Raw genomic sequence first — 17,768 nt, forward strand, 5'->3', positions numbered from 1 at the left:
TTGCCTGACGTGGGTCGCGGTATCAGACAATCATGCGTTCAAGTTCATCGACGAGCGCCATTCTGCCGTAGAAACTCTGGACTATCGCCGATAGAAAAGCCTCGCAGTTCGACTGCTTCCGACCGAAATAGGTGCCTCAACCGCAAGCCGAGCAGACGGACGAAATACAGCTGCGTTCGTCCGTTCCCCTCACAATGGGTGAAGTCGGTGAAGATGGTTTGAGAAAGTGACTGTGGACGAAGTCGCTTTCGCGGGATACTAGCGGATCAAGCTGGCGGGACAGCGCCCCCTGGCCGCCTGATATCTCCCCCTCAGGTGGGGAGATTGGCTTATCGCGAAGGCCGGCGCTGCCCCTCATCCGCCTGCCGGCACCTTCTCCCCGTATAGTGACGGGGAGAAGGCAAGCTTACGCAAACGCGCCGTGGCAATGCTTGTACTTCTTGCCCGAACCACACGGGCAGGCTTCGTTGCGGCCGACCTTGCCCCAGGTCGCGGGGTTTTTCGGGTCGCGGTTTTCGGGGGCGACGATGGCATTCGTCTCCTGGCGGACCAGAAGCCCGGTCTCGCCGCCGTTAAAATCGTCCTCGCCGGTGGTGCCGTCGAGATGGCTGCCGAACATGTCGGGCGCCTCGGGCGGCGGGGCTTCAGCAGCCTGGCGGACCAGCTCGACGCGCATCAATTGCGCGGTGACGGCCTGGCGCAGATTGCCGAGCATCGCCTGGAACAGCTCGAACGCCTCGCCCTTGTATTCCTGCAGCGGGTCGCGCTGGGCGTAGCCGCGGAAGCCGACGACCGAGCGCAGATGGTCGAGGTTGACGATGTGCTCGCGCCACAGATGGTCGAGCGTCTGCAGCACCACTGAGCGCTCGACATAGGTCATCACGTCGGGGCCGAAGCGCTCGGCACGCTCTTTCGCGGCAGTCTCGGCGGCCTGGGTGATGCGCTCGCGGATGTCGTCCTCGGCAATGCCCTCTTCCTTGACCCAGTCCTCGACGGGCAGGTCGAGGTTGAGAAATTCGGCGACCTCGGCCTTGAGGCTGGCGACGTTCCACTGCTCGGCATAGGCGTTTTCGGGAATGTTCTTGGCGACGATCTCCTCGATGACGCCCTCGCGCATCTCGGCGATGGTCTCGGACAGGCCTTCACCGTCCATCAGCTCGAGGCGCTGCTCGAACACCACCTTGCGCTGATCGTTGGAGACGTCGTCATATTTCAGCAGGTTCTTGCGAATGTCGAAGTTGCGCGCCTCGACCTTCTTCTGCGCTTTTTCCAGCGCCTTGTTGATCCAGGGGTGGATGATCGCCTCGTCTTCCTTGAGGCCGAGCTTCTGCAGCATGCCGTCCATGCGCTCGGAACCGAAGATGCGCATCAGATCGTCCTGCAGCGACAGGAAGAATTTTGAGCGGCCGGGATCGCCCTGGCGGCCTGAGCGGCCGCGCAACTGGTTGTCGATGCGGCGCGACTCGTGGCGTTCGGTGGCGAGCACGTAGAGGCCGCCGGCGGCCAGCGCCTTTTCCTTCAGCCGGGCGACGTCGTCGCGGATTGCCTTTTCCCTGGCTTCGCGCTCGGGGCCGGCCGGCATATCGCCAAGCTCCTCGGCGATGCGCATGTCAGCATTGCCGCCGAGCTGGATGTCGGTGCCGCGGCCGGCCATGTTGGTGGCGATGGTGATGGCGCCGGGTTTTCCCGCCTGGGCAACGATCGCCGCCTCACGCTCGTGGTGGCGGGCGTTCAGCACCTCGAAATCCGTAAAACCTTCCTTGCGCAGACGCGCGGCCAGCTGCTCGGATTTCTCGATCGACGTGGTGCCGACCAGCGTCGGCTGGCCTTTTTCGCGCGCTTCCTTGATCTCCTTGACGATCGCCTTGTACTTCTCCTCGACGGTCCGGTAGACCTCGTCGTCCTCGTCGACACGGACCACCGGCAGATTGGTCGGGATCTCGGTGACTTCGAGGCCGTAGATATTGCCGAACTCCTCGGCCTCGGTCAGCGCTGTGCCGGTCATGCCGGCGAGCTTCTTGTAGAGGCGGAAATAGTTCTGGAAGGTGACGGAGGCGAGCGTCTGGTTCTCCGGCTGGATCGCCACATGCTCCTTGGCTTCGAGTGCCTGGTGCAGGCCTTCCGAATAGCGGCGGCCCGGCATCATGCGGCCGGTGAATTCGTCGATGATGACGATCTCGCCGTTGCGCACGATATAGTCCTTGTCCTTCTGGAACAGCTGGTGCGCCTTCAGGGCATTGTTGACGTGGTGGACGATGGCGACGTTCTCGACGTCGTAGAGCGACTCGCCCTTGAGCAGGCCGGCGTCGCGCAGAAGGTTTTCCAGCTTCTCGGTGCCCTCCTCGGTGAAGATCGAGGTCTTCTGCTTCTCATCGATCTCGTAGTCGGCCGGCTCGAGCTTCAGCATGAAGGCATCGATGGTGTTGTACATTTCCGAACGGTCCTCGAGCGGACCGGAAATGATCAGCGGCGTGCGCGCCTCGTCGACCAGGATGGAGTCGACCTCGTCGACGATCGCGTAGCTGTGGCCGCGCTGCACCATCTGGGCGCGCTCGAATTTCATGTTGTCGCGCAGATAGTCGAAGCCGAGCTCGTTGTTGGTGGCGTAGGTGACGTCGGCGGCATAGGCGGCGGCGCGTTGCTCGTCCGACAGGCCATGGACGATGACGCCGACGGTAAGGCCGAGGAATTTGTAGACGCGGCCCATCCATTCGGAGTCGCGCGTGGCAAGATAGTCGTTCACGGTGACGACATGGACGCCCTTGCCGGCGAGCGCGTTGAGATAGACCGGCAGCGTGGCGACCAGCGTCTTGCCCTCGCCGGTGCGCATCTCGGCGATGCCGCCATTATGCAGCACCATGCCGCCGATCAGCTGGACGTCGAACGGGCGCATGCCGAGCACGCGGCGCGCCGCCTCGCGCACGGTGGCGAAGGCCGGCACCAGGAGATCATCGAGGGTGGCGCCGTTGGCGACGTCCTGGCGGAATTTTTCCGTGCGGGCCGTCAGCTCGGCGTCGGAGACCGACCGCATCTCGTTTTCCATGGCGTTGATCGCTTCGACACGCGGGCGGGTCGACTTGATCCGACGATCGTTGGAGGAGCCGAAAACCTTACGGGCGAGACCGCCAAAACTGACCATTCAATGGTCCTTTCGATAGCATTCCAAGTCGTTGCGACGGGTGCCGACGGCCCCGTCAAATCCACGTGAAACGCGGATAAACGCAAAAAGCGCCCGGAAAACGGTTCTGGACGCAAAGTCGTTGGACAGATAAGAGGGGGCTCAATCGATGTCAACGGCGCGCTCGCCCTGTGGACCGTGCCAAATTCCGCCACAATCCGGCTGGTCTGGAAGCCATCCCGCTCTAGCTATCCCCATTGGAGTTAATCGTATGTCCTCATTGTTCCGCCGCGCGTCGCTCGCCAGCCTCGGCCTGGCATTCGGGCTGTCGGCTCTGTCGCTGTCGCCGCTGATGGCGCAGGACACCGCCCCCGCCCAACCAGCCCCGGCCCAACCGGCCGCCCCCGCCCAACCGGCCGCGCCGGTTGATCCGAACGCCGTGGTCGCCACGATTAACGGCCAGACGCTGACCGAGGCAGACCTTGCCCTTGCCGAAGGCGAGCTGTCGCAGCAGTTTGCGCAGATGCCGCCCGAACAGCGCCGCGCCGCAGCACTTTCGGCGGCGATCGAGATCAAGGTCATGGCTGCCCAGGCGATCACCACCGGCCTCGACAAGGATCCCGACTTCCAGCGCCGCATGGCATTCCTGCAGCAGCGCGCCCTGCATGGCGAAATGGTCGAGAAGGATATCATCGGCAAGGTCACGGATGCCGAAATTCGCGCCCGCTACGACCAGGAAATCGCCAACACGCCGCCGACCAACGAGGTGCATGCCCGTCACATCCTCGTGACGACGAAGGAAGAGGCCGAAACGATCATCAAGCAACTCGACGGCGGCGCCGATTTCCAGAAGCTCGCCAACGAGCACACCAGCGATCCGAGCGGCAAGACCAGCGGCGGCGATCTCGGCTGGTTCGGACCCGGCCAGATGGTGCCGGAGTTCGACAAGGCGGTCTTCGCGCTGGCGGTGGGCAAATACACCGAGCAGCCGGTGCAGTCGCAGTTCGGCTGGCACGTCATCCAGGTCGAGGACAAGCGCGCCAAGCAGCCGCCGGCCTTCGACCAGGTCAAGGACCAGGCCCGCCAGGCGGTTATCCGCGACAAGTACATCGCTCTGGTCAAGTCGCTGCGCGCCGAGGCCAAAGTCGAGATCCCGGACGAGAAGCTGAAGAAGACGGTCGACGCGCTGGAAAACGCCAAGTAGGCGAGGGCGAGGCTAGGGCAAGCGCGGTCGTCGATTCTTCCCTTCTCCCCTTGTGGGAGAAGGTGGCCGAGCGAAGCTCGGTCGGATGGGGGGGTTCGCTTGGCACCGACCGCACTCCGTCCAGCACCCCTCTTCCGTCTTGGCGCCGCGCTTCTTTCCTTCTCCCACAAGGGGAGAAGGAAAGAAGCGCGGCGCCGAGATCGCCCTATCCTACAATGCGTCGACGCCTTGAACGCTGCCGGATCGCCGGCGGCGAGTTTGCCGTTGGAGCGATGCCTTTTACCACATAGCCAACCGCCCTGCGCAGCGTCGCTTCGTCTTCGTCGAGGCGATTGGTCAAAAGATGAGTCCAGGCAAAGGAGGCGACCAGGTCGGCGACGAGCGTGGAATCGACGTCGGCCGCCACTTCGCCTCTTGCCTTGGCGCGTTCGATCATCTGGGCGGTATGGGCATGGCGTCCTTTCGTGTATTCGACAAGCACGGCGGCTACGGTCGCATCCGACTGGGCCTCGGCGATCAGCGATCTGAAGACGCTGCCTGAGGACGTTTCATGCCAGTGCGAGAACAGGTTCTTCAGGAAGCCGACGAGATCATCCTCGAGGTTTCCGGTATCGGGGTTGTCGACGCGCTTTAGCCGCTGATAGACGTCGAAGAGCAAAGCGGCCTTGCTCGGCCACCAGCGATAGATCGTAGGCTTTCCAGCACGCGCCCGCCGCGCCACCGCTTCGATCGAGAAGCCGGAATAACCGGCCTCGACCAGCACCGCCTCGGCGGCGTCGAGAATGGCGTCGGCGCTGTCGGGGTTGCGCCGCGCGCCAATTGATTTGCGGGCCTGATCTGCGTCCTCACCCATCTGCTTTTTTCCTTATCGGCCAAGTTTCCTCAGCATGCATATACGACATCTTGACGAAACGAAACGGTCCGTTTTATATAACGGTACGTTTCGTAACGATAAGGAGAGACCAATGACCTCGACCGCCGCCCGCTTCTCGCGCCTCCGCTTTGCGCTGCTGGTGCTTGCCGGCGTTTATCCGCTGATCACCGCCATCCTCTATGTCGTGTTCCCGCTGACCGAACAGTGGGAGATCTGGCAGCGCACGCTGGTCATCGCCCCGCTGATGGTCGCGATCATGATCTGGGGCCTCATTCCGGGCGTGCAGAAGATGTTCCGGAGGTTCCTCAATCCTGCCCAATGACGCAAGCGTGCTGCCGGCAGTTTGATATCGTCCGCAACGGTCGGGAAAACGCCCTTGCACCGGCGCCCGCTATCGGGCAAACCGGCGTTCCCCTTGCGATTTTCCCGCCCGAGGTCTTCATGTCAGCCACCATTTCGCCGCTCGCGCCGAAGAAGTACCCCAAAATGCCTGATATCGAGGGCGTCCGCATCGCCACCGCCGAGGCCGGGATAAAGTACAAGAACCGTACAGACCTGCTGACCATGGTCTTCGATGCCGGCACCAGGGTCGCCGGAGTGTTCACCAAGTCGAAATGCCCGTCGGCGCCGGTCGATTTCTGCCGGCAGAATCTCGGGCAGGGCAAGGCGCGCGTCCTGGTCGTCAATTCCGGCAACGCCAATGCCTTCACCGGCAAGAAGGGCCGTACCTCCACGGCAATGACCGGGGAGGCTGCAGCCAAGGCTGCGGGCTGCACGCCGGGCGAGGTGTTTCTGGCCTCGACCGGCGTCATCGGCGAGCCGCTGGATGCCGGCAAGTTCAGCTATCTGCTCGCCGGACTGGTCAAGGACGGCAGGCCGGACCTGTGGACCGAAGCCGCCAAGGCGATCATGACCACGGACACCTATCCGAAACTGGCAACCGCGACGGTAAAACTCGGCGACACCGACGTCACCATCAACGGTATTGCCAAGGGCGCCGGCATGATCGCGCCCGACATGGCGACGATGCTCTCCTTCATCGCCACCGACGCGCCGATCGCACCACCTGTGCTGCAGGATCTTTTGTCACGCGGCACGGCCAAAACCTTCAATGCGGTCACCGTCGACAGCGACACCTCGACCAGCGACACGCTGCTGATGTTCGCCACCGGCACGGCCGCCAGGCGCGGCGCGCCTGATATCACGGATACCGGGGATGCGCGCCTCGGCGCCTTCCGCCGCGCGCTCGGCAAGGTGCTGAAATCGCTGGCGCTGCAAGTTGTGCGCGACGGCGAGGGCGCGCGCAAGCAGGTCGAGGTCACCGTCACCGGCGCGAAATCGGCCCGCTCGGCCAAGCGCATCGCGCTGTCGATCGCCAATTCGCCGCTGGTCAAGACGGCGGTCGCCGGCGAGGATGCCAATTGGGGCCGCGTCGTCATGGCCATCGGCAAGGCCGGCGAACCGGCCGACCGTGACCTTCTGTCGATCTGGTTCGGCGATATCAGGCTGGCGCATGAGGGCGAGCGCGATGTCGCCTACTCCGAGGAGGCGACATCGGCCTACATGAAGCGCGACGAGATCCGCATCCATGCCGATATCGGCATCGGCCGCGGCAAGGCGACGGTGTGGACTTGCGACCTCACCAAGGAGTATGTCGCCATCAACGGCGATTATCGGAGCTGATGGCGTTGGTTTCCAGACATCCGGCAAGCGTGCTTGCCATCGTGCGCCGCTATGAGGCGGCCGGCTTTCGCGCCTGGCCGGCGGCGGCGGTGCATTATGACGGCACCTGGGTGGTGCGGCTGACGGCGGGCCATCCGGCCAAGCGGCTGAATTCGGTCAATCCGCTCGATCCCGGCGACATCCAGCACATCGCCGAGCGCATCGGCCGCGCCAGCCGCCGTTTCGACGCCTATGGCCGGCCGCTGACCTTCCGCATATCGCCGCTGTCGGGCCCGGTCCTTTCCAAACATCTCGACAGCGAAGGCTGGAGCACGTTCGACGAATCGCTGGTCATGCGGCTGCCGCTGGCGGACGCCCAGCTCGATGCCGCCATGGACCAGATCCCGCTGAAGGACATCAGCCGCTTCATCGGCGCGTCGCTCAAAGTAAGCGGCTCGGATGTGTCGCTGCGGCCGGGCCTGTCGGAGATCATCGGCGCCATCCAGCCGGAAGCCGGGCTGTTCGCGCTCGAAAAGGGCACCGAACCGCTGGCGACGCTGATCTGCGTCCACGATGGCGATCTTGCCGGGCTGTTCGAGATCGCCACCGACAGATCGGTACGCAACCAGGGCCACGCCCGCCACCTCATCCTGTCAGCGCTGAAATGGGCCCGGCTGCGCGGCGCCCGGGAAGCCTGGCTGCAGGTCGAGGACGACAATGCGCCGGCGCTGGCGCTTTATCGTTCGCTCGGGTTCGACGAAGTCTATCGTTACCATTATCGCCGGCCGCCTGGCGCATGACCGGCCCGAACCCTGTCGGCAAGCGCCTGCTCCTGGTCGCAGCCTGCGCGCTGGTCGATACCGACGGCCGCGTGCTGCTGGCACAGCGGCCGGAAGGCAAGCAACTCGCCGGCCTGTGGGAGTTTCCGGGCGGCAAGGTCGAGCCCGGCGAGACGCCGGAAGAATGCCTCATCCGGGAGTTGTACGAGGAGATCGGCATCGAAACCGATATTCCCTGCCTGGCGCCGTTCACCTTCGCCAGCCATTCCTACGATGATTTTCACCTGCTGATGCCGCTGTTCGTCTGCCGTCGCTTCCGCGGCATCGCGCAGCCGAAGGAAGGGCAGGTGCTGAAATGGGTGCGGCCGCGCCAGATGCGCGATTTTCCGATGCCGCCGGCCGACGCGCCGCTGATCCAGTTCCTCATCGATCTTCTCTGATTGTACCGTCCGAGACTTAGCCAACGTTAATGGAAGATTTATCTTGCCGTGAAAAATTGACGGCATGGAAATCGTGGGAAGGCGTGTTCAGGCCTTCGCCGGAGGGCGGTTGCATGAGCCTCGACAGGGACTGGGATTCGATCCGACCCGACCGCAGCTTTAGCGCTGTCCATGCCGGCATGGGCATATTGCGGATCACGCTGCTGTTCGGCTCGGCCGCGGTGGCGCTGGCCTTGATCGCGACGCCCTTGCTCGACAGCCGGACGCGATCCGCCCGCGACCATTTTGTCGGCGGCCTCGACGGAATGAGCACAGGCTCGGTCGGGAGCACGAGGTCGACCGGCCATCGTGGGACCTACACGCTGCGCAAGAGCGTGCTGCAGCCGCTGCCCAGTTCGGTCTGCGTGATACGCGACAATGGCAAACGCAGCGGCGACTGCTGAGATGGTTTAGAGCAGCCGTTTCACCGCCTGTTAAGCCTGTGCCATTAACCTTTCTTAACAAGTCGGCGCTAGGGTTCCGGCAAGCGGGATCGACGGCCATGAAAACATTGCTGCAACGATTTTGGGAAGACAAGACCGGCGCGACGGCCATCGAATATGGGCTGATCGTGACCGTGCTGTCGCTTGCCATCATAGGCGGCATCGGCCAGGCGGCTGACGCAATCTCGTGGCTGTTCAGCGACAATTCCAGCAGGCTTGTGAACGCTTTCGCGCAGTGATCGCGACCGGCCACCAGCATCCATAGAAATCCGGTCGACAGAATCCGGTCAACGCCCGCCGGGATTTTCCAGTATCGTCTTCAGCGATATTTTCGCCGAGCCCGGCTTCAGCGGTTTTTGCTGCGAGGCGTCGGGCGCCCAGCCAGACATCCAGACGATCGGAAAACTCGCCCTGATGCGACCATCGGCATCCGAAAACCGCTCGGCGTAGATTTCGGCGACGCGGGCAAACAACCTTCGTGTGCCGGGTCGCCTGCTGCGGTCGATGAGCGCGCTGGTCTCGCCCATCGCCCGCAGGTCCGCCATCAGACCGAACAGGGAATCGTAGCGCACCGTCACCGTCTCGACATCGGCGACGGGCAAGGCCAGGCCGGCGCGTTGCAAAAGCGCGCCGGCGTCGCGCACGTCGGTGAACGGGATGACGCGCGGGCTGGCGCCGCCGTAAAGCTCGGTCTCGGCGGCGAGCAGGCTTTCGCGCAGCTCGGAAAGCGTACCGGCGCCGGCAAAAGCGCCGAGGAAAAGACCGTCCGGCTTCAGCGCGCGGCGGATCTGCACCAGCATGCCGGGAATGTCGTTCATTGCCTGAAGGGACAAAAGTGACACGGCGAGGTCGAGGCTTTCCGGCTCGAACGGCACGGTCTCCAGCGGCGCCACCAGTCCTGCTGCATTGTCGAGGAACGCAGCGTCCGCCTCCACGCGTATGATGTCCGCCACCTTGCCGCTTGTCGCGAGCACGTCGACCGCCGCCGGCGTCTGGCAAAACAGCACGGCCGCTCTGTCGAATTTGCGCTCGACGGCGCCCAGCCGCTCGGCAAGCTCCTCGGCCGCCCGCCGCATCAGGAAATCCGCGCCGGCAGTGGGATAGGCGAGCGCCCGGCGCTTGTGCGCCAGCCAGAGAGAAGTGTCGACTATAGGTTGCAACTGACGGTTCCTGGTTTCCGCTGTCTGATATAGGGTGGCGGAGGAGCAACCACGTGGCCGATCCAATGCCATTTATCAAGACTATCGCTCGAAAGGCATTGGACTGGCCGGCGCGCATCCTGTTTCCGCCGGTTTGCGCCGGCTGCCGACGGCATGTCTCGCAGCCCGGCGTGCTGTGCGGCGCCTGCTGGCCGAAGCTCAGGCTTCTGGAGCGGCCATGGTGCCCGGTGATGGGCACGCCGTTCATCCATCACATGGGCGATGGGTTCCTGTCGGCCGAGGCGATCGCCGACCCGCCGCCGTTCGAGCGCGCGCGGGCCGCGGTCGCTTATTCCGGTGTCGCCCGCCAGATGGTGCAAGGGCTGAAATACCAGGATCGCACCGACCTGGCGCCGTGGATGGCGCGCTGGATGCTGCGCGCCGGTGCCGAACTGATCGCGGAAGCCGATGTGGTCGTGCCGGTGCCGCTGCACTGGCGGCGTTTTTTCAGGCGCCAGTTCAACCAGTCGGCGGAACTGGCAAGGGCGGTATCGCAACTTGGCGGCCTGCCTTTTGCGCCCTCCGCGGTCAGGCGCGTCAAACTCACCCGCCAGCAGGTCGGGCTGGAGCGGCGGGAACGCGAGGAGAATGTGCGTGCCGCATTCAGAGTGCCCGAGGAGGCCGAGATCGAGATCGCCGGCCGCCGGGTGCTCTTGATCGACGATGTCTATACCACCGGCGCCACTGTCCGCGCGGTCGCCAAGGCGCTGAAGAAGGGCGGTGCCGGGACCGTCGACGTGCTGACCTTTGCGCGCGTGCTGCCGGGGGACTTTCGGGCCGACGAGTCCGCGACTATATAGATCTGAGAAAGGCAGGATTGCTGACCGATGGTCGACGTGACGATTTATACACGGATGATGTGCGGCTATTGCACGGCGGCCAAGCGGCTGCTCGAGCGCAAGGGCGTTGCCTACACCGAGCACGACGCCTCCTTCTCGCCGGAACTGCGCCGGGAAATGATCTCCCGCGCCCATGGCCGCTCGACTTTTCCGCAGATATTCATCGGCGATACGCATGTCGGCGGCTGCGACGATCTCCATGAACTGGAGGCGGAGGGCCGGCTGGACCGTCTGCTCGCCAACGGCTCGGCGAATTAAGGATGTGACGATGGGTGCTTTCAAGGCGGCGGCGATCCAGATGCGTTCGGGCACCAGTCCCGAGCGCAATACGGTCGATCTGGAGCGGCTGGTGCGCGAGGCCGCAGGCCAGGGTGCGACCTATATCCAGTCACCGGAAATGACCGGTGCGCTGATCCGCGACAGCCAAGCGCGGGCCGCCTCCTTCACTTCCGAGGACAAGGACATCATCGTCTCGACCTCGCGCAAGCTGGCGAAAGAACTTGGCGTCTTCCTGCATATCGGCTCGACCGCCATCCTGCGCGCCGACGGCAAGCTCGCCAACCGCGCGCTTCTGTTCGGACCGGATGGCGCGACGATTGCCACCTACGACAAGATCCACATGTTCGACGTCGATCTCGACAATGGCGAAAGCTGGCGCGAATCGTCCGCCTACGAGCCGGGCACCGAGGCCGTCGTCACGAAGATAAGCGGCGCCGGGATAGATGGTGCGAGGCTGGGTTTCGCCGTCTGCTACGATCTGCGCTTTCCGCAGCTCTTCCGCGCCGAGGCGCTGGCCGGCGCCGACCTGCTTTCGGTCCCCGCCGCCTTCACCCGCCAGACCGGCGAGGCGCACTGGCATGTGCTGCTGCGGGCGCGCGCCATCGAGAACGGCGCCTATGTCGTTGCCGCGGCGCAAGGCGGACTGCACGAGGACGGCCGCGAGACCTATGGCCATTCGCTGATCGTCGATCCCTGGGGCCGCATCGTCGCCGAAGCGGCACATGACGAACCGGCGATGATCATCGCCGAGATCGACCCGGCGCAGTCGGTCGCCGCGCGCAAGAAGATCCCAAACCTGAAGAATGCGCGGGATTTTGCCGTAAACGGCGGACAGGCTGAGGCACTGCCACTCAGGGGTGCAGCATCTTGATCCGGTTTTCCCTGATCTGCGAGCACGAGCACGAATTCGAGGGCTGGTTTCGCAGCAACGACGATTTCGACACCCAGAAGAAGCGTGGCTTCGTCGATTGCCCGACCTGCGGCTCGCACAGGATAGAGAAGGCGTTGATGGCGCCGGCCGTCTCCACCGGTCGCAAGCAGGAGAAGATCGCGCTCGCCATGGGCGAGGCCCAGAAGCAGGCGCTGGCGCAATTGAAGGCGATGGGCGAGAAGGTGCGCGAGAACGCCGACTATGTCGGCGACAAGTTTGCCGAGGAAGCGCGCAAGATCCATTTCGGCGAGAGCGATCCGCGCGGCATCTATGGCGAGGCGACGCTGGAGGAGGCGAAGAGCCTGGCCGAGGACGGCGTCGAATTCATGCCGATTCCAAGCTTCCCGGACGAGCGGAACTGACAGGCTAGCTAACGCTCCCTATCAATTTCTCCAGCAGGCGAGCAAGCGTCTCTTGTTCGGTGCGCGTCAGACCGGAAAGTATCTCGTGCTCGTTGGCGACGTGGGCGGCGACCGCCTCATCGACCAATGTGAGACCTTTTCCGGTCAGCTGCACGACAATCCCGCGCCGATCGTTGGGGTGCGGACCGCGCAGGATCAAACCGGCCTTCTCCAGCCGATCGAGCCGGTTGGTCATGGCGCCCGACGTCACCATCGTCGCTTCGTAGAGGGCAGTTGGCGTCAGCGCGTAAGGCGACCCGGAACGGCGCAGCGTCGCCAGCACATCGAATTCCCCGGATTGCAGTCCGAAGCGGGCAAACAGCGGAGCGAGGCGTTCTCGTGCAATTAGCGACGAGGCTTCGTTCAACCGTCCAAGCACGGCCATCGGAGAAACATCCAGATCCGGCCGTTCTTTTTTCCACTGCTCGATGGCTTTCGCGGCGCGATCCATCTATCTCACCGTTAAATATCTTGACGTTAAGAATCTTTCTATTATCTTATCTCAAGACACATTGCTGGCCAAGAGCTGCAAAGACATAAGGTGCAAGGTTCGTTATGAAATTTCTCTGGGATTCAGCGCCCGGCCTTTTGGTCGTCACCGGCGGCCTGCTCGGCCTGACGCTGCCGTTCGGCAAGATCGCCACGGCGGCCGGCGTTTCGGCCATGATCTGGGCCCTCGTTATCTCGCTCGGCGCCGGCGGTGTGCTTTTGTGCGCCTTGCTTCTGCGCGGGCAACGCATCCGGCTCACCCCGCACAGGCTGCGCTACTTCGTCGTCACCGCGGCGGTGTCCTATGCATTCCCCAATCTCTTGATGTTCTCGGCCATTCCGCATCTCGGTGCCGGCTATACCGGTATCATGTTCACACTGTCGCCAGTGGTTACCCTGGTGTTTTCGATCCTGCTCGGCGTTCGGCGCCCCAATCTGCTTGGTGTCGTCGGCATTGCCGTCGGCTTCCTCGGTGCGGTGATGGTGGCGGGGACGCGCGGCGAGGCCGGCCAGCCGGCCGAATTTTTCTGGGTGGCAGTAGGGCTGCTCATCCCGGTCAGCCTTGCCGCCGGCAACATCTACCGCACGGTCGACTGGCCGGAAGGGACCGGACCGATCGAGCTTGCCGTCGGCAGCCATCTGGCATCGGCTGCGCTGCTTCTTTGCGGTATCTTCACGCTGCAGGGCAGCGGTTCGCTCGCCCTGGTCGGCGGCGTGCCAATGGTGGTCGTCGGGCAGGTCGCGTCAGCCGCGGCGATGTTCGTCTTCTTCTTCCGGCTGCAGGCGATCGGCGGTCCCGTCTATCTCAGCCAGATCGGCTATGTCGCGGCTGCGGTCGGGCTGTTTGCCGGGACGGTCTTTCTCGGCGAGCACTATCGATTGCTGACCTGGGCGGGTGCCGTCATCATCACCGCCGGCGTCTTCATCACCACGAAAGCGCAAAGCCAGATCACCACAAAGGCGCAAAGCCAGGCGGCGTGATGTTCTTGTTCGGATCGCAGCCGGTGAATGTTGACAGCGCCATGACGCCTGCATAGTTTCGCGTTAGTGGTGACTAACGCGAATAGCTGGACAGCGCTGGGCGATCCGACCCGGCGCACGATCTTCGAACTGTTGGTCGAACACCCTAGTTCGGTCGGCGAATTGGCTCGCGACCTGCCGGTGACCCGGTCAGCTGTCTCGCAGCACCTGAAAGTACTCAAGGATGCTGGGCTGGTGGCCGATACCCGGTCCGGCAAGCAACGAATCTACCGGGTCGATGAGGCTGGGCTGGCGAGCCTGCGCGCCGAAATTGACCAATTCTGGAGCAAGACCCTGGCCGCCTACAAGTTGGCCGTCGAGCAACCATCGAAGGAGCAAAAATGAGCACGCATCCGGCCCCCGCGCCCGTGAGACACTCCATCGTTGTCCACGCGCCCATTGCACATGCATTCAAGGTGTTCACCGAGGAGTTCGGCAGTTTCAAGCCCCGCGAGCACAACATGCTCGCCGTTCCGATTGCCGAAACGGTCTTCGAGCCTCGAGTTGGCGGTCACATCTATGACCGCGGCGTCGACGGCAGCGAGTGCCGATGGGCCCGCTTGCTGGCCTACGAGCCGCCCAACAGGGTGCTCCTGAGCTGGGACATCAGCCCGCAATGGCAGGTCGAGGCTGACCACGACAAGACCAGTGAGTGGGAAGTCCGGTTCACGGCCGAGACGGAGAACCGGACCCGGGTCGAGATCGAGCACCGTAACCTGGAGCGGCATGGCGAAGGCTGGGAAGGCGTGCGTGATGGCGTTGCCGGCGATCAAGGCTGGCCGTTGTACCTGCATCGATTCCACGATCTGTTCTCCCGCCAGGGAGCCTGACGGTCGCATCGCGTGGGCACGGATCACCGTCTCGCCTTGACGTAATCCGAGGCAACGGAGGTCAAGCATGGAAGCCTACAACCTCAGCATTATCGGCATTCTCGCGCTCTGCCTTCTGTCAGTCCTTTTGGCGGTCTATTCGGGTTCGTCGAAGGGGCGCGCGGGAGCGCTCTCAGGTCCGATAGTCCCGGCAGATGACGACAACCTCCTCTACCGGATCGACTGGGTGCACATGAACTCGGTCGAGGCGCTGGCGCCCTTCGTCGTGCCTGCCGTGCTGGCGATGTTGGTCGGTGTCGAGCCGACTACGCTGGCGGCGCTGGTCTGGCTGCACATCGCTATCCGGCTGGTTCACCTGGTGATCTACCTTCGCGGCGGCGACGCGGCCAAAGGTGGCAGCGTCAGGACGGTCCTTTACGTCTCGGGAGCCCTTGTCACCTTAGTTCTTGTCATCGTGACCGGCTGGGCCGCCATGCGTTAAGGCGCTTATGCGGCGGACGCCTGCATGTCACGGATAACCGGGATGTCGCATATTCGGTCTGGAGGAGGGGCGAGGCGACCCTCCCATGAAGCCCCACAGCAGACTGCATACGGTTTGCCGACTAGCCATCGTTTAACGCGCGGCCCTCGTACATAGTGAGAAGACCATTGGCCTTGGCCCGTTTGAGACGGATGCCAGCATCTGATCCGAACGCGCCGTTTCAGACCGGTGCCTTCTCCGCCAGCACCATGTAGTTGACGTCCATATCCTTCGACCGCTGCCAGCGGTCGGCGAGCGGATGGTAGGCGACGCCGGTGCGGTCGATGATGGTCAGGCCAGCGCCGGCAAGCGCCTTTTCCAGCTCGTCGGGCCGCACCAGCTTGCCGAACTGGTGGGTGCCGCGCGGCAACCAGCGCAGCACATATTCGGCGCCGATAATGGCCAGGCCCAGCGCCTTCAGCGTGCGGTTGATGGTGGCGACGAACATGATGCCGCCGGGCTTGAGCATCTCGCCGCATTTGGCCACGAACAGGTCGATGTCGGCAACATGCTCGACCACTTCCATGTTGAGGATGACGTCGAATTTCTCGCCGGCGTCAGCCAGATCCTCTGCTGTAGTGGCACGGTAATCCACCGTCACGCCGACTTCCGCCGCATGCAGCTTGGCCACTTCGATGTTGGTGGCGGATGCGTCGGCGCCGACCACTTCGGCGCCAAGCCGCGCCATCGGCTCGCACAACAGCCCGCCGCCGCAGCCGATGTCGAGGAAGCGCAGGCCCTCGAACGGCCGCGCCGCACGCGGATCGCGGCCGAAGCGCGCCGCCACCTGGTCGCGTATATAGGCAAGCCGGATCGGATTGAACTTGTGCAGCGGGCGGAATTTGCCGTTCGGATTCCACCATTCGGCGGCAAGGGCGGAAAAGCGCTCCACTTCTCCGGCATCGATCGTCGATCGTCGGGGTTCTGGCATCGTGTGGTCTCCCGCAGACAAAAGTTCAGAGCGCGATCGGGCGCAAAACCGGATACCACTTTTGCTGATCGCGCTCTGGTGCGTTAGGAAGTCGGTCGAGAGCCAGCGAATGTCAAGGCAGCAAATTTCGACTGTTGCCCGATGCGCCTATGCGACGGGTATGCGGGTACGCGCGTTGCGCTCGTGTGTCGCCTTCGTCGCCCAGGGCAAGCGGCGGCACGCCTTGCGAAACCCGTAGCATTTGGCTAAGGAGGCCGCGAATTCGGCGACCGGCCCAGGCGGGCGCTCCATTTCCGTTATTCGGCCGCCGGTCCGGCACCCAGTCAAAGGCATTTCGCTTCCATGGCGCGCATCGTGATGAAATTCGGCGGAACCTCCGTCGCCGACATCGCCCGCATCCGCAATGTGGCGCGCCATGTCAAACGCGAGGTCGATGCCGGCCATGAGGTTGCGGTGGTAGTTTCGGCGATGGCCGGCAAGACCAACGAGCTCGTGCAGTGGACGCGCGAAGCCTCGCCCATGCACGATGCGCGCGAATATGACGTCGTCGTCGCCTCCGGCGAGCAGGTGACCGCCGGCCTGCTGGCGATCGCGCTGCAGAACATGGGCGTCCATGCCCGCTCCTGGCAAGGCTGGCAGATCCCGATCAAGACCGACAATGCGCATGGCGCTGCGCGCATTCTCGACATCGATGGCGCGTTCCTGATCAAGCGCTTCGGCGAGGGCCAGGTGGCGGTAGTCGCCGGCTTCCAGGGCATCGGGCCGGACAATCGCATCGCCACGCTCGGCCGCGGCGGTTCCGACACCAGTGCTGTCGCCATCGCGGCGGCGGTCAAGGCCGACCGCTGCGACATCTACACCGATGTCGATGGGGTCTACACCACAGACCCGCGCATCGAACCGAAAGCGCGGCGGCTGGCCAAGATTTCCTTCGAGGAAATGCTTGAAATGGCCTCTCTCGGCGCCAAGGTCCTGCAGGTACGCTCGGTCGAGCTTGCCATGGTGCACAGGGTGCGTACTTTCGTGCGGTCGTCCTTCGACGATCCCGACGCGCCCGGAATGGGGGATTTGCTCAATCCGCCCGGAACGCTTATTTGCGACGAGGAAGAGATCGTGGAACAGCAGGTCGTCACCGGAATTGCCTATGCCAAGGACGAAGCGCAGATTTCATTGCGCCGTGTCGGCGACCGGCCGGGCGTCGCCGCCGGCATTTTCGGGCCGCTGGCCGAGGCCAACATCAATGTCGACATGATCGTCCAGAACATTTCCGAGGACGGCAAGTTCACCGACATGACCTTCACCGTGCCGTCCGGCGATGTCGACAAGGCGCTTGCCGTGCTCGAGCGGCTGAAGACCACGATCGGCTACGACGTCGTGCAGTCGGAAGCCGGCATGTCGAAGGTCTCGGTCATCGGCATCGGCATGAGGAGCCATGCGGGCGTCGCCGCCACCGCTTTCAAGGCGCTGGCCGACAAGGCGATCAACATCCGTGCGATCACCACCTCCGAGATCAAGATTTCGATCCTGATCGACGGTCCCTACACCGAACTTGCGGTTCGCACTTTGCATTCCGTCTACGGTCTGGATAAGCAGTAGCAGACTGCATCGGCCCGAGAATCGGAGTCGATTTCGGAAAGCACGATGCAGCAGATCGAAAGTCTTAGAGCGTCCTTTGGCGTCCAACTGGACGCATGGCGCTCTAATTGAGTTGTTGCGTGAGCGCCGGCCGCGGGAGAAACTGCGGCGGGCAAAATGTCCATTGGAGAACAA

General features: G+C 63.6%; 21 protein-coding genes. 16 read left to right on the top strand and 5 right to left on the bottom strand.

Going from position 1 to position 17,768, the window contains the following annotated elements; all coding sequences use genetic code 11:
* Nucleotides 1-406: 406 nt before the first annotated feature.
* The gene (gene secA, locus EN807_RS08380; protein ID WP_135934574.1) at nucleotides 407-3,139 is read right to left on the bottom strand and encodes a preprotein translocase subunit SecA; all 2,733 of its coding nucleotides are present in this window, start codon (nucleotides 3,137-3,139) and stop codon (nucleotides 407-409) included.
* 250 nt (nucleotides 3,140-3,389) lie between these two features.
* On the opposite strand from secA, the gene EN807_RS08385 reads away from it, so the two are divergent.
* Nucleotides 3,390-4,322 carry a peptidylprolyl isomerase gene (locus EN807_RS08385; RefSeq protein ID WP_135934575.1) on the top strand — a complete coding sequence of 311 codons (933 nt, stop codon included), beginning with the start codon at nucleotides 3,390-3,392 and terminating at the stop codon, nucleotides 4,320-4,322.
* A 205-nt stretch (nucleotides 4,323-4,527) separates the two neighbouring features.
* Here EN807_RS08385 and EN807_RS08390 read toward each other — a convergent pair whose 3' ends face one another.
* Complete coding sequence (locus EN807_RS08390) at nucleotides 4,528-5,175, bottom strand: TetR/AcrR family transcriptional regulator (protein ID WP_135934576.1); 648 nt, start codon at nucleotides 5,173-5,175, stop codon at nucleotides 4,528-4,530.
* 112 nt (nucleotides 5,176-5,287) lie between these two features.
* Here EN807_RS08390 and EN807_RS08395 point away from each other — a divergent pair, with 112 nt between their 5' ends.
* The 6 genes from EN807_RS08395 to EN807_RS08420 all read left to right on the top strand — a co-directional run bounded on the left by EN807_RS08395 (nucleotide 5,288) and on the right by EN807_RS08420 (nucleotide 8,798).
* Nucleotides 5,288-5,518: a hypothetical protein gene (locus tag EN807_RS08395; protein WP_065008468.1), complete on the top strand. Its 231-nt coding sequence runs from the start codon at nucleotides 5,288-5,290 to the stop codon at nucleotides 5,516-5,518.
* A 119-nt stretch (nucleotides 5,519-5,637) separates the two neighbouring features.
* Nucleotides 5,638-6,879: a bifunctional glutamate N-acetyltransferase/amino-acid acetyltransferase ArgJ gene (gene argJ / locus EN807_RS08400; protein ID WP_135934577.1), complete on the top strand. Its 1,242-nt coding sequence runs from the start codon at nucleotides 5,638-5,640 to the stop codon at nucleotides 6,877-6,879.
* Nucleotides 6,879-7,658 (top strand): GNAT family N-acetyltransferase, encoded by a 780-nt coding sequence (locus EN807_RS08405; protein ID WP_189522373.1) that lies wholly within the window; start codon nucleotides 6,879-6,881, stop codon nucleotides 7,656-7,658. Before argJ ends, EN807_RS08405 begins: the two co-directional genes overlap by 1 nt.
* Nucleotides 7,655-8,077: a (deoxy)nucleoside triphosphate pyrophosphohydrolase gene (locus tag EN807_RS08410; protein ID WP_127320173.1), complete on the top strand. Its 423-nt coding sequence runs from the start codon at nucleotides 7,655-7,657 to the stop codon at nucleotides 8,075-8,077. Before EN807_RS08405 ends, EN807_RS08410 begins: the two co-directional genes overlap by 4 nt.
* A gap of 113 nt (nucleotides 8,078-8,190) precedes the next feature.
* On the top strand, nucleotides 8,191-8,520 hold the full coding sequence (locus tag EN807_RS08415; RefSeq protein ID WP_127320175.1) for a hypothetical protein: 330 nt from the start codon (nucleotides 8,191-8,193) through the stop codon (nucleotides 8,518-8,520).
* A gap of 98 nt (nucleotides 8,521-8,618) precedes the next feature.
* Nucleotides 8,619-8,798, top strand: coding sequence for a Flp family type IVb pilin (locus EN807_RS08420; protein ID WP_135934578.1), 180 nt, complete (start codon nucleotides 8,619-8,621; stop codon nucleotides 8,796-8,798).
* Between the two features lie 48 nt (nucleotides 8,799-8,846).
* Here EN807_RS08420 and EN807_RS08425 read toward each other — a convergent pair whose 3' ends face one another.
* Nucleotides 8,847-9,719, bottom strand: coding sequence for a methyltransferase domain-containing protein (locus EN807_RS08425; RefSeq protein ID WP_135934579.1), 873 nt, complete (start codon nucleotides 9,717-9,719; stop codon nucleotides 8,847-8,849).
* Nucleotides 9,720-9,772: 53 nt separating this feature from the next.
* On the opposite strand from EN807_RS08425, the gene EN807_RS08430 reads away from it, so the two are divergent.
* From EN807_RS08430 to EN807_RS08445, 4 genes are read left to right on the top strand one after another with little or no spacing between them, the layout of a single operon-like run.
* Nucleotides 9,773-10,558 carry a ComF family protein gene (locus EN807_RS08430; RefSeq protein ID WP_135934580.1) on the top strand — a complete coding sequence of 262 codons (786 nt, stop codon included), beginning with the start codon at nucleotides 9,773-9,775 and terminating at the stop codon, nucleotides 10,556-10,558.
* 27 nt (nucleotides 10,559-10,585) lie between these two features.
* Complete coding sequence (gene grxC / locus EN807_RS08435) at nucleotides 10,586-10,855, top strand: glutaredoxin 3 (protein ID WP_127318257.1); 270 nt, start codon at nucleotides 10,586-10,588, stop codon at nucleotides 10,853-10,855.
* A gap of 10 nt (nucleotides 10,856-10,865) precedes the next feature.
* A complete protein-coding gene (locus EN807_RS08440) occupies nucleotides 10,866-11,747 on the top strand; it encodes a carbon-nitrogen hydrolase family protein (protein WP_135934581.1) in 882 nt (293 codons plus the stop codon).
* Nucleotides 11,744-12,169, top strand: a complete 426-nt coding sequence (locus EN807_RS08445; protein ID WP_135934582.1) for a DUF1178 family protein — start codon at nucleotides 11,744-11,746, stop codon at nucleotides 12,167-12,169. The genes EN807_RS08440 and EN807_RS08445 overlap by 4 nt, the downstream gene beginning before the upstream one ends.
* Nucleotides 12,170-12,173: 4 nt before the next feature.
* On the opposite strand, the gene EN807_RS08450 is transcribed toward EN807_RS08445, so the two are convergent.
* Nucleotides 12,174-12,659, bottom strand: a complete 486-nt coding sequence (locus EN807_RS08450; protein ID WP_135934583.1) for a MarR family transcriptional regulator — start codon at nucleotides 12,657-12,659, stop codon at nucleotides 12,174-12,176.
* Between the two features lie 104 nt (nucleotides 12,660-12,763).
* On the opposite strand from EN807_RS08450, the gene EN807_RS08455 reads away from it, so the two are divergent.
* From EN807_RS08455 to EN807_RS08470, 4 genes are all read left to right on the top strand, one after another.
* The gene (locus EN807_RS08455; protein WP_135934584.1) at nucleotides 12,764-13,678 is read left to right on the top strand and encodes a DMT family transporter; all 915 of its coding nucleotides are present in this window, start codon (nucleotides 12,764-12,766) and stop codon (nucleotides 13,676-13,678) included.
* 66 nt (nucleotides 13,679-13,744) lie between these two features.
* The gene (locus EN807_RS08460; RefSeq protein ID WP_189522374.1) at nucleotides 13,745-14,062 is read left to right on the top strand and encodes a metalloregulator ArsR/SmtB family transcription factor; all 318 of its coding nucleotides are present in this window, start codon (nucleotides 13,745-13,747) and stop codon (nucleotides 14,060-14,062) included.
* Nucleotides 14,059-14,547, top strand: coding sequence for an SRPBCC family protein (locus EN807_RS08465; protein ID WP_135934586.1), 489 nt, complete (start codon nucleotides 14,059-14,061; stop codon nucleotides 14,545-14,547). Before EN807_RS08460 ends, EN807_RS08465 begins: the two co-directional genes overlap by 4 nt.
* A gap of 67 nt (nucleotides 14,548-14,614) precedes the next feature.
* Nucleotides 14,615-15,028, top strand: coding sequence for an MAPEG family protein (locus tag EN807_RS08470; protein WP_135934587.1), 414 nt, complete (start codon nucleotides 14,615-14,617; stop codon nucleotides 15,026-15,028).
* 220 nt (nucleotides 15,029-15,248) lie between these two features.
* On the opposite strand, the gene ubiG is transcribed toward EN807_RS08470, so the two are convergent.
* Nucleotides 15,249-15,998: a bifunctional 2-polyprenyl-6-hydroxyphenol methylase/3-demethylubiquinol 3-O-methyltransferase UbiG gene (gene ubiG, locus EN807_RS08475; protein ID WP_135934588.1), complete on the bottom strand. Its 750-nt coding sequence runs from the start codon at nucleotides 15,996-15,998 to the stop codon at nucleotides 15,249-15,251.
* Nucleotides 15,999-16,340: 342 nt separating this feature from the next.
* On the opposite strand from ubiG, the gene EN807_RS08480 reads away from it, so the two are divergent.
* Nucleotides 16,341-17,594: an aspartate kinase gene (locus EN807_RS08480; RefSeq protein WP_029348549.1), complete on the top strand. Its 1,254-nt coding sequence runs from the start codon at nucleotides 16,341-16,343 to the stop codon at nucleotides 17,592-17,594.
* The last annotated feature ends 174 nt before the right edge of the window (nucleotides 17,595-17,768 follow it).

The sequence above is a fragment of the Mesorhizobium sp. M5C.F.Ca.ET.164.01.1.1 genome, from assembly GCF_004792125.1.
Classification (GTDB): domain Bacteria; phylum Pseudomonadota; class Alphaproteobacteria; order Rhizobiales; family Rhizobiaceae; genus Mesorhizobium; species Mesorhizobium wenxiniae.